General features: G+C 37.4%; 12 protein-coding genes. 11 read left to right on the top strand and 1 reads right to left on the bottom strand.

Annotated features, from left to right (window positions below; translation table 11 throughout):
- Positions 1–121: 121 nt before the first annotated feature.
- From V7150_RS24880 to V7150_RS24830, 11 genes are all read left to right on the top strand, one after another.
- Positions 122–1,318 (top strand): ABC transporter substrate-binding protein, encoded by a 1,197-nt coding sequence (locus tag V7150_RS24880; RefSeq protein WP_335523607.1) that lies wholly within the window; start codon positions 122–124, stop codon positions 1,316–1,318.
- Between the two features lie 131 nt (positions 1,319–1,449).
- On the top strand, positions 1,450–2,331 hold the full coding sequence (locus tag V7150_RS24875) for a branched-chain amino acid ABC transporter permease (RefSeq protein ID WP_335523606.1): 882 nt from the start codon (positions 1,450–1,452) through the stop codon (positions 2,329–2,331).
- Positions 2,332–2,349: 18 nt separating this feature from the next.
- A complete protein-coding gene (locus tag V7150_RS24870) occupies positions 2,350–3,408 on the top strand; it encodes a branched-chain amino acid ABC transporter permease (protein ID WP_335523604.1) in 1,059 nt (352 codons plus the stop codon).
- Positions 3,405–4,196 carry an ABC transporter ATP-binding protein gene (locus V7150_RS24865; RefSeq protein ID WP_335523603.1) on the top strand — a complete coding sequence of 264 codons (792 nt, stop codon included), beginning with the start codon at positions 3,405–3,407 and terminating at the stop codon, positions 4,194–4,196. The genes V7150_RS24870 and V7150_RS24865 overlap by 4 nt, the downstream gene beginning before the upstream one ends.
- Positions 4,189–4,935, top strand: a complete 747-nt coding sequence (locus tag V7150_RS24860) for an ABC transporter ATP-binding protein (protein ID WP_335523602.1) — start codon at positions 4,189–4,191, stop codon at positions 4,933–4,935. Before V7150_RS24865 ends, V7150_RS24860 begins: the two co-directional genes overlap by 8 nt.
- 206 nt (positions 4,936–5,141) lie before the next feature.
- Positions 5,142–6,479: an aromatic ring-hydroxylating oxygenase subunit alpha gene (locus V7150_RS24855; RefSeq protein ID WP_335523601.1), complete on the top strand. Its 1,338-nt coding sequence runs from the start codon at positions 5,142–5,144 to the stop codon at positions 6,477–6,479.
- Positions 6,448–6,969, top strand: a complete 522-nt coding sequence (locus V7150_RS24850) for a 3-phenylpropionate/cinnamic acid dioxygenase subunit beta (protein ID WP_335523599.1) — start codon at positions 6,448–6,450, stop codon at positions 6,967–6,969. The genes V7150_RS24855 and V7150_RS24850 overlap by 32 nt, the downstream gene beginning before the upstream one ends.
- Before the next feature lie 193 nt (positions 6,970–7,162).
- Positions 7,163–7,765, top strand: coding sequence for a prolipoprotein diacylglyceryl transferase family protein (locus V7150_RS24845; protein ID WP_335523597.1), 603 nt, complete (start codon positions 7,163–7,165; stop codon positions 7,763–7,765).
- A 132-nt stretch (positions 7,766–7,897) separates the two neighbouring features.
- Positions 7,898–9,319, top strand: coding sequence for a radical SAM protein (locus V7150_RS24840; RefSeq protein ID WP_335523595.1), 1,422 nt, complete (start codon positions 7,898–7,900; stop codon positions 9,317–9,319).
- A 34-nt stretch (positions 9,320–9,353) separates the two neighbouring features.
- Positions 9,354–9,641 (top strand): hypothetical protein, encoded by a 288-nt coding sequence (locus V7150_RS24835; RefSeq protein WP_335523593.1) that lies wholly within the window; start codon positions 9,354–9,356, stop codon positions 9,639–9,641.
- 16 nt (positions 9,642–9,657) lie between these two features.
- Complete coding sequence (locus V7150_RS24830) at positions 9,658–10,122, top strand: flavin reductase family protein (protein ID WP_335523590.1); 465 nt, start codon at positions 9,658–9,660, stop codon at positions 10,120–10,122.
- Positions 10,123–10,343: 221 nt separating this feature from the next.
- Here V7150_RS24830 and V7150_RS24825 read toward each other — a convergent pair.
- A partial coding sequence (locus V7150_RS24825; RefSeq protein ID WP_335523588.1) for a LysE family translocator occupies positions 10,344–10,828 on the bottom strand: 485 nt, incomplete at its 5' end.

Here is a 10,828-nt window from a genome sequence, read left to right as displayed (position 1 = left end):
ATATTCAAATAATGGATTCGGAGAAAGTATCAGAAACCTGGCTAAAACTTTAATGTATACAAATGAATGTTAGCGTTTTCATATTCTATTAAACATTTAATTCAAATTAAGGGGTGTAACAATGAAAAAATTGATGGTAGCAGTGTTATTTCTCATCAGTATGTTAGCACTAGGCGCTTGTAATTCTAGTTCTGAAACTACCTCTAAAGACAATAGTAAGGATAAAAGCTCCGGAACAATCAAAATCGCTGGAATCTTTTCTTCTTCCGGCGGCGCAGCCCCTCTTGGTGAACCTGGACTTGAAACATTAAAAATGGTTGTTGAAAACCAAAATAAAGAGGGCGGAATTAACGGCAAGAAGGTTGAATTAATTACTTATGATGATAAGTCCGACCAAAATGAAGCTGTATTAGCAATGAAAAAGGCGATAACTCAAGATAAGGTTTCCGTAGTAATTGGAGGGACAATTAGTGGAAATGCACTAGCAATGGTTCCTCTGGCAGAGCAAAACAAAGTACCTTTTATTGCAACTTCATCAAGTTTTCAAATCTATCAAAAAGAAGATGGTTCTTCACGTGATTGGGTATTTAAGGTTCCGCCAAATGACAGCCATGCCGTTGAAAAAATCCTACAATACTTAAAAGATAAAGGTCTAAAAAAGGTTGCCTGGTTAAATGTTTCCAACTCATTTGGAACCGGCGCGCATACCGAATTTAAAAAGATGGCATCTAAGTATGGCATAGAAGCAGTAATTGAGGATGAATTTGAGGTTACTGTAAAGGATGCAAAGCCGATGCTAACGCGTGTGAAAAAAGAAAATCCTGAAGTAATCATTGTTTGGGGTACAGTTCAGGAGTCCTCCGTAGTTATTAAAAACATTCGTGAACTAGGAATCGAATTACAGATTGTTGGAAGTCATGCTATTGGTTCCGAACAATTAATTAAATTAGCAGGTAATGCAGCGAATGATGTGGTTTTCCCATCTGGAAAACTAATTGTTGCCGACCAATTGAAGGATAAAGATCCACAAAAAGAAGTTCTTTTAAAATACAAAAAAATGTATGAAGAAAAATACAATAAGGGTGTAAGTCTGTTCGGAGCACATCCATGGGATGCATTTTTTATGCTTAAAGAAGCAGTTGAAAAGAAGGGAACTGATCCAAAAGGAATTAAAGATTATTTTGAAAATGATTTAGGAGAATTCGTTGGACTCAACGGAATCTTTAAAATTAGCCCGAAAAATCATAATGGATTAACGACAGAAAGCAGCCTTGTAATGGTACGAATTAAAGATGGCAAGTGGACAATTGAAGACTAAGGCTAAAAGGACAATATAAATTGCTAGGATGCTTTGGAAAAATGAAAGATAACTTTCGAATTTTTTATAAATCAAAATAGTGAATGATGACAATATTCACCACATTTCAGTAATAAAAACGGAGGGATACAATGGAAGTTTCAAGCCAGATCATCCAGTTGCTATTTTCTGGATTAACAATCGGATCCATTTACGCACTAATCGCCATTGGCTTTGTCATCATCTACAATGTTACAGGCGTTTTAAATTTAGCACAAGGTGAATTTGCTATGTTCGGTGCGTTAATCAGTATATCATTCGTTAAGATGGGGCTGCCTCTATGGGCAGCCGTTATTTTAAGTATTATGATTGTTATCGCCATTGGGGGATTGTTCGAAAGAGTGGCGATTTATCCGGCTCGTAAGGCGTCAGTACCAACCCTTATTATTATTACGATCGGTGTATCAATTGCCTTTCGAGGAATTGCTATCTTAATCTGGGGAACACAGCCACAGTCATTACAACCGTTTACAGATAATACTCCAATTAAATTTTTGAATGCTGTACTTTTGCCGCAAAATATTTGGGCAATTGGAATATCACTAGTAAGTCTGGTCGTCATGTTCTATCTATTTAACAAAACTTTTATAGGCAAAGCGTTAACTGCCTGTGTAGTTAATCAATTTGCTGCAAGATTAATGGGTATTAAACCGGAAAAAATGTCACTTTTAGCAATCTCAACTAGTGCCGGTTTGGGTGCACTTGCAGGTATTGTTATTGCCCCAATCTCGGGCGCATCATACGACATGGGGATGATGATTGGATTAAAAGCATTCGTTGCCGCTGTCGTTGGAGGATTAACGAACGTCCCGGCTGCAATTGGCGGTGCCTTTCTAATCGGAATTTTAGAATCATTCGCAGAAGGATTATGGTCGTCAGGGTTAAAGGATGTGGTTAGTTTCTCATTATTGTTAATTATCCTATTTGTTAAACCGGAAGGTATATTTGCTAAAGCCTCAGGTAAACGGGTATAAAGGGAGGAGGATACTCTTATGGAAAAAAAAGATCTGAAAAAGGTTTATCATAACAGCTTCATAGGTCTCATCATTCTTCCTATCCTAATTGCTGTTTTGCCTGTTGTAATTCCTTCAAGCTATATCCTAACAGTATTTATCATGGTTGGAATCTATGCCCTAGTGTGTAATGGAATGACGATGTTAATTGGATATGCAGGACAAATTTCTTTAGGACACGCTGCATTTTATGGGATAGGTGCATATTCCTCTGCAATCATATCTACAACCTACGGTTTATCACCATGGATTGGGATGATTGTTGGGATGATCATTGCGGGTATCATCGCAATAATCGTCGGAATTCCAACATTTAAATTAAAAGGGCATTACTTAGCCTTAGCAACGTTGGGTTTTGGAATTATTGTTTTTACTTTATTCAAAGAGTTCCGGGAATTAACGGGAGGATCGAATGGTTTTTTCGGTATCCCTTCAATCAATTTATTTGGCTTTGAATTTAATAGTGATCTTCGCTATTTTTATTTAGTTTGGGTGTTTGTATTTATCGGAATAATCTTCTCACGGAATATCATTCATTCAAGAATTGGCAGGGCATTGCGTTCGATTGAAGGAAGTGAGATTGCCTCGGATGCAGTCGGGGTAAACATCATGAAATATAAGCTTCAAGTGTTTGTCTTAAGCGCAATGTTTGCCTCATTAGCAGGGTCACTTTTAGCTCATTATGTATCATTTATCAATCCTGATTTATTTGGTGCAATGACATCTATTTATTTCTTGATTATGGTTATTATCGGCGGATCTAAAAGTATTTGGGGATCAGTAATTGGTGCAGCAGCCTACGTATTATTAGGGGAATTACTGAAACATTTCATGCCTATTTTATTACCAAACAAAGGTGGAGAATTTGAGATTGTCTTTTTTGGAATTTTATTAGTCGTAACACTTATCTATATGCCAAACGGTTTATCTCCTCAATTAGAAAAAATATTTTCAAAGTTTCAAAAGAAAAAAGTTACAATTGAAACTCCGTTGCAGATTAATAAGAAACAGATTGCTTCGGGAGGAGAAAACCAATGAGTGAAGCTAAAATAATTTTAAAAGTCGAAAATTTAACGAAACAATTTGGCGGTGTTGTTGCGGTAAGTGATGTTTCTTTCAACGTAAATAAAGGTGAAATCTTTGCGGTCATCGGACCGAACGGTGCAGGTAAAACAACATTGTTTAATATGATAACAGGTGTCCTGCCTGCCTCGTCCGGTAATGTCTTTTTTGAAGATAAAAATTTAACAAGGAAGAAACCCTACCAAATTGCCCAAGCAGGGATCACAAGAACGTTTCAGAATTTAGAGGTATTTAGTAATATGTCTGTCATCGAAAATGTCATGACCGGCGCTCATTTAACAATGAAAACAAATCTGCTGATGGCTGGATTACGATTACCAATGGTTACAAAGGAAGAAGTTACAATTATGGAAACAGCAATGGCATGCTTGGAGCGGGTAGGCATAGCCGGCTTGGCACATGAATTGGCTATTACATTGCCATACGGGAATCAAAGACTATTAGAAATTGCTCGAGCAGCAGCCTCAAATCCGAAAGTAATTCTATTAGATGAACCAATGGCCGGCTTAAATCCTGAAGAGTCAAGGCAGCTTGTCGATGTAATTTTAAAAATGCGGGAAGAAGGGATGACATTTATTTTCGTCGAACACGATATGGAAACCGTTATGTCCATTTCCGACCGGATTGTCGTCCTTGATAATGGAGTGAAAATTGGTGAGGGGACACCAGAAGAAATCTATCAAAACCCTAAGGTAGTTGCAGCATATTTAGGCGATGAAGAGGAGGAGTATGTTAATGCTTAAAGTAGAAAATCTCCACACCTATCATGGCTTTCTACATGTATTACAGGGTATTGAATTTGAACTGAATGAAGCTGAATTACTCGCTATCGTCGGCTCCAATGGTGCAGGGAAAAGTACATTATTAGGAACACTTGCAGGTGTGTATTTACCGAAGGAAGGTTCTATTTATTATAAAGATGAAGATATTACAAAAAACGATGTTCAAAAGGTTGTTTCAAAAGGAATCTGTTTAGTACCAGAACGCCGGCAAATATTTTCATCCCTTAGTGTTAAAGATAATCTGTTATTAGGTGCATATCATCGGTATCACAAGGATAAGAAAGTCATAGAACAGGATTATCAAAATGTGGTGGAGCTGTTTCCACGTTTAAAGCAAATGCTTGACCGTCCTGGCGGTCTACTATCCGGAGGGGAACAACAAATGCTGGCAATTGGGCGAGGTCTGATGGCAAAGCCTAAAGTACTTATGCTTGATGAACCTTCATTGGGATTAGCTCCATTAATTGTCAAAGACATTATGAATATTCTTAAAAGATTAACTCATGATCTTGGAACAACGATTATTCTTGTTGAGCAGAATGTCAAGGCGGCATTAAAGGTTGCGGATCGCGGCTGCGTTCTAGCACATGGAAAAATAGAGATTTCCGGAACAGCAAATGAGTTATTAAAAGATCCAAGGGTTCAGGAAGCGTATTTTGGTAAATCAGATAAAACACGTGAAGTGCAGATTGCGAAGTAATAGATCTCTTTGTTTTCGTAACAGGACCTCTTATTATCTTGGAGGATTCCTTGCCCACTATCAGCTTGAACGAGAGCTATACCCATTTTATTCGAAAGAATCATTATCAAACATTAATTATCCAAAATTCTATTCAAACAGTATCTAACTAGAAGTATGCTGTTTGTAATACATGACCAAAACCATTAATAGGGGTTGAGTTATATATGAAAGCTGAAGAGCTCCAGCAAATTAAAGAAAAAGTTGAAGAAGGATATTTGCCCCAGTGGGTGGTAACGGATCCAGAAATATATAAATTAGAACAAGAAAGGATATTTGGGACAACTTGGCTATTTTTAGGACACGAATCAGAATTGCACGAGCCCGGAAGCTATATAACGAGAATGATGGCTGATGATCCAATCCTTTTAATGAAAAACAAGACAGGTGAAATTAAAGCTTTTCTTAATTCGTGCACCCATAGGGGTACAAGACTATGTACAGAAGACTTCGGGAAAAAGAAAACGCATACATGTCCTTATCATGGGTGGAGCTATAATCTAGATGGTGAACTAATCGGAATTGTTGCCGGCAATAAAGTATACGGTGAAAAAATGGACAAAAGTGAATGGGGTCTTCGTCCGGTTCCGCGAGTAGAAAGTTACCAAGGTATGATTTTTGGAAACCTCGATCATAATGCTGTTTCTTTAGAAGAATATTTAGGTGAAATGAAATGGTATTTTGATATTATGCTAGGACGCAGTGATGGGGGAATGGAAGTAAGAGGCCTCCCCCAGCGCTGGGTAGCAAAAGCTAATTGGAAAATGACCAGTGAAAACTTTGCAGCCGACCCTTACCATGTTCAGACTACACATAGATCAGCTGTAGAAATGAAGCTTACACCGACTGATCCTTTATATGCATCATTCGGGCATCAAGTTGTTTTATCCGACGGGCATGGAATTAATGTTATAACGTCTGCTACTGGAAAATCAGCTAACAAATACCAAGGAATGCCAGAATCAATGTGGCCAATGTTCGAAAAAAATTTAAATAATGAGCAATTGGATATTTTCTCGAGAGTTACGACCTTCGTTGGAGGTGTTTTTCCTAATTTATCATTCTTAAGCTCTTGCAGCGGTTCAGAGGGAACGAAACACAACCACCTTCAATTTCGAGTATGGCGTCCGTTAGGCCCAGATAAAGTTGAAATTTGGGTATGGTATATGATTGACAAAGCACTGCCGGAAGATTACAAAGAAAAATCATATAAAGGATTTCTCGCTACGTTTGGAGCAGCAGGTACCTTCGAACAGGATGATACGGAAAACTGGGCTCGCATTATTGAAGCTAGTCAGGGAAGAATGTCAAGGGACAGAAAACTTAACTATAACAATGTGGCTAACTATTTGATGGGATTAGACAATTTAGAGCCTGATGTAAAATTCCCAGGGCCTGGGACAGCTTACCCGACGTGTTACACAGACCATATCGCTAGAAGTATGCATAAATACTGGCTGGAGCTAATTATGAATGAATCAAGGGGTGAGGGATGTGGGGACTGACCTGCATTATGAAATATCACAATTTTTGTATAAAGAAGCTTATTTACTCGACCATCGTCAATACCTAGATTGGCTTGAATTGCTCACTGACGATATAAAGTATGTAATGCCTTTACGTGTAACTGTTGATAATAAAAAAGAAACAAATTTGATTAACGAAATGACTTATTTTACAGATACTAAAGAAGACATTACCATGAAAGTGGAGAGGCTTTATACGAAATCAGCCTGGGTCGAAAATCCAGCTCCAAGACAAAGGCATTTTATCAGCAATGTGATGATAGAACCAACTAGCGTTGTGGATGAATATTGTGTGAGAAGTTATTTTTTATTTAAACGGAGTAGAGCTTCGGAGATAAATACGGAAGAACTATTCGGAGAGCGGGAAGATATTATCAGGAGAGTAAATGGAGAATGGAAAATTGCCCAGCGCACGGTTTATCCGGATCAGGCTGTATTAACTGTTATGAATTTAAGTATGTTTTTATAACTTTCAAATTTAAAACGAACATCATCTAATATGAAAGATGATGTTCGTTTTTTTATTTTCTGCCATCTTGCTGATTAAGCTAGCTCAGTTAACGCCTTTTTCAATCAAGTAAAAATATAAAAAAACAGCAGTATTTTTTGTTAATATTCTGATAATATAAAATTGAAGTCAATTTTAGAAAGGAGAGGAAATGGTGAGTTTCCCTTTCTATATTTTCGGTATTCATCCGCATCTATTATTTGAATCATTAGCTTATTTTATTGGCATCCGTGTGTATTTATATACAAGAAATAAGGAAAGGATTCCAATGGATAAAGCACTTTGGGTGGTTGTGGGTGCCACATTAGGTGCCGCACTAGGCTCAAAGGTCCTCTATTGGTTTGAAGACCCAGAAAAGACAATGGAAAATTGGAATAATCTAATTTACCTCATCCAAGGGAAAACGATTGTTGGCGGGCTATTAGGCGGCTTAATTGGTGTGGAAACAGCCAAAAAATGTATTGGCTGGACGCGCTCAACAGGTGATGATTTTGTGCTTCCATTAGCAGTTGGAATGATGATTGGAAGAATCGGTTGCTTTTTAACAGGTTTGGATGATCATACATATGGTGTTGCAACCAAGTGGATTACCGGTGTTGATTTTGGTGATGGAATTGTGCGCCATCCTACACAGCTTTATGAAATATTCTTTTTACTCTTTCTAATTATTGTCCTTAATTATTTTAAAAAGAACAGATTGGTTGGGAAGGGCTCTTATTTCAATTATTTATGCTTAGTTATTTATCATTTCGTTTAATGGTTGATTTTATTAAACCGACCCCGCACCCTTACTGGATCCTCAACAATATCCAAATTGCTAGTTTACTAGGAATCGGATATTACATTTGGCTTTTATCAAAAAAAGAAAATGAAAGAAGGAGAGAAATCCATGCCTAATCGTCCTTATTTATTTTATGAATTAACGAACAGCATTTGTTCCACCTGTTTAAAGAAAGTAGAAGCTAAGGTCATTATTGAAAATGAAAAGGTATACTTGGTGAAGCGCTGCATGAAGCATGGGTTGGAAAAGGTCTTGATATCAACTGATGTGGGATATTATAAATGGTGTCGAGAATTTATCAAGCCTTCGGAAATGCCTTATCGCTGGAACACGCCGATAAAGTACGGCTGTCCCTATGATTGCGGGCTATGCCCCGATCATGAACAGCATAGCTGTTTAACACTTTTAGAAATTACCGAAAGATGTAATTTGAAATGCCCGATATGCTATGCAGAATCATCGCCGCAGAAGGGAAGTTTTCGCAGCTTAGAAAAAATTGAATTTATGCTCGATAATATCATTAAAAATGAACGGTTTGCGGATATCGTTCAAATCAGCGGCGGGGAGCCGACAATACACCCACAATTTTTTGATATACTCGATCTGGCAAAATCAAGACCGATCCGGCATATAATGGTGAATACAAATGGACTACGAATTGCCAATGACAAAGAATTCGTGAAGCGGCTTGCAACATATTCTCCAGGTTTTGAAATCTATCTTCAATTTGATAGTTTTGAAAAAGAAATATTGGAAGAATTAAGGGGTGTTGACTTAAGAGAAGTTAGACAGAAAGCAATTGAGAATTTAAATGAGTACAATATTTCCACTACCCTCGTTGTAACACTTAAGAAGGGACTAAACGATCATGAGATTGGAAAAATTATTCAATATGGCTTGAAACAACAAAGTGTCAGAGGGGTTACCTTCCAGCCAATCCAAGCGGCGGGTAGATTGGAAGACTACGATCCATCAACCAATCGCTTAACATTAAGTGAAGTAAGACAAATGATTATCGATCAGTCCAATGTATTTGGTTCAAAGGATATCATTCCTGTCCCATGCCACCCAGATTGTCTGGCGATGGGATATGCGTTAAAACAAAATGATGAGGTAACACCATTAACTGGATTAATTGACCCCAACATATTATTAGAAGGGGATCGCAATACGATTGTTTTTGAACAAGAAGAGAATATAAAAAATATGATTTTCAAATTGTTCTCGTTAAATCATTCACCTGATTCATCAGCTTCATCATTGCAGGATTTATTATGCTGTTTACCAAAGGTAGCGATGCCTGGGCAAATTGGCTATGACAATGTATTTCGGGTCATCATTATGCAGTTTTTAGATGCTTACAATTTTGATGTCCGTTCTGTCAAAAAATCCTGTGTCCATATTGCCCATCCTGACGGCAGAATTATTCCGTTTGATACTTATAATTTATTTTACCGTGATGATAAAGAGGAGGAACTGAAGAAAATTCAGGCAGAGATTGAAGGGAGACCTTTTATTCATGCGGAATAGTCTTTTATTCTAATAAAGAATAGGAGTGTTTGAGTTGAATCCGAATAAGGGAAATAAGGATGATGGGTCATTAAAAGACTTATGGCTGGGAATTGGAATCACTATTGGTATATACCCGCTAGGCTTATTAATATTATTTGTGTTTTCACCGATATTTTTCGCTTATTTGTGTATTGCTGTTATTGGTCTAATTATAATTCCGATTGTAAGTTTCACGAAGGGTAAGAAACGGTTGGGGCAAGGGGCATTAATTGGCCTGGGCTTAAATATATTGTTATTTACCGCCTGTTTTGGAATTCTTCTATCGAATCTGGGCGGATGAAGAGGGGGAATAAAAAATGGATGATCGTCAATTTCGAAATGCAATGGGGAAATTTGCGACAGGGGTAACAGTGGTGGTAACAGAAGTGGATGGAAAAGTTTATGGTATGACAGCGAATGCCTTCACGTCTGTTTCACTCAATCCAAAGCTTGTCGTTGTTTCAATTGCTGAAAAAGCACAAATGCTGGAAAAAATAAAACAGAGCGGAAGATTCTCCGTTAATATATTAACTGCAGATCAGCAAGACCTGTCGATGATTTTTGCCGGGCAGATGAAGAATCATCATGAAGTGGTGTTTGATCGTCGAGATGGAGTCCCGGTATTACCGAATGCGTTGGCACAAATTTCCTGCGAGGTTTCGGCTGCACATGTAGAGGGCGATCATACACTTTTTATCGGGAAGGTTACAGACATTTTTGTTAAAGATTCTGAGCCGTTAATTTATTATAGTGGAAAATATCGATTGTTGGCAGAGGGGTAATCGAAGAATCAATTTTGCTTAGTTAGATTTTTATTAAAATTTAATAGAGTTATTTAAAAAGTGTAGACGATAAAGATTTTATTTTTCTATGTAATGAGAGAATGTTTGACCACTTCTATCTAAATTGCAAACAAAAGTACAATAAAATGTGATAAATGTTACTAGAAACCAAAAAGGACCTCAATTTGATGAGGTCCTTTTCATGTGGTGCCTGACAGCATCTATGAATGAGACTTTTCGAGGGCTAGTTTTAGGCCAAAACCAAGAAGAGCAATCCCAGTTATTCCTTGAACAACCTTTTGTGTTGCTAGCTTTTTCATAAATGTGCTGATTTGATTGATTAAATAAACATAAGGAATAAACCAGATAGCAGTTAATATGGTATAGGTTATGCCCATGATCAGAAACGGTATAAAGGTGTTACTACCTGAATCCACGAATTGCGGCAAAAAGGTTAAAAAGAAGACGGCAACCTTAGGGTTAAGGAGATTAGTAAGAAATCCTTGACGAAAACAAGATTTTTGTCCGTACTTATTTTCAGTGTTTGTCTCCATACTTGCGGCAGCTTCATTATTCTTCAAGGACCATAATGTTTTAAAGCCAATGTATATTAAATAAATTGCTCCAACATATTTGAATACAGAAAATAATAAGGCAGATTTCACTATAATGGCCGAAAGCCCAATGACGGCTGCAAAAGTATGGA

The sequence above is a fragment of the Neobacillus drentensis genome (assembly GCF_036965245.1).
In the GTDB taxonomy this organism is placed as follows: domain Bacteria; phylum Bacillota; class Bacilli; order Bacillales; family Cytobacillaceae; genus Neobacillus; species Neobacillus drentensis_G.
The sequence above is the reverse complement of the archived record's forward strand: the minus strand, read 5'-3'. Positions and strand labels throughout refer to the sequence as shown.

Bases quoted from the DNA above. Each gene is read 5' to 3' on its own strand.
- V7150_RS24860 (WP_335523602.1), top strand. From the start codon at position 4,189: ATGCTTAAAGTAGAAAATCTCCACACCTATCATGGCTTTCTACATGTA.
- V7150_RS24865 (WP_335523603.1), top strand. From the start codon at position 3,405: ATGAGTGAAGCTAAAATAATTTTAAAAGTCGAAAATTTAACGAAACAA.
- V7150_RS24855 (WP_335523601.1), top strand. From the start codon at position 5,142: ATGAAAGCTGAAGAGCTCCAGCAAATTAAAGAAAAAGTTGAAGAAGGA.
- V7150_RS24840 (WP_335523595.1), top strand. From the start codon at position 7,898: ATGCCTAATCGTCCTTATTTATTTTATGAATTAACGAACAGCATTTGT.
- V7150_RS24875 (WP_335523606.1), top strand. From the start codon at position 1,450: ATGGAAGTTTCAAGCCAGATCATCCAGTTGCTATTTTCTGGATTAACA.
- V7150_RS24880 (WP_335523607.1), top strand. From the start codon at position 122: ATGAAAAAATTGATGGTAGCAGTGTTATTTCTCATCAGTATGTTAGCA.
- V7150_RS24850 (WP_335523599.1), top strand. From the start codon at position 6,448: ATGAATCAAGGGGTGAGGGATGTGGGGACTGACCTGCATTATGAAATA.
- V7150_RS24870 (WP_335523604.1), top strand. From the start codon at position 2,350: ATGGAAAAAAAAGATCTGAAAAAGGTTTATCATAACAGCTTCATAGGT.
- V7150_RS24830 (WP_335523590.1), top strand. From the start codon at position 9,658: ATGGATGATCGTCAATTTCGAAATGCAATGGGGAAATTTGCGACAGGG.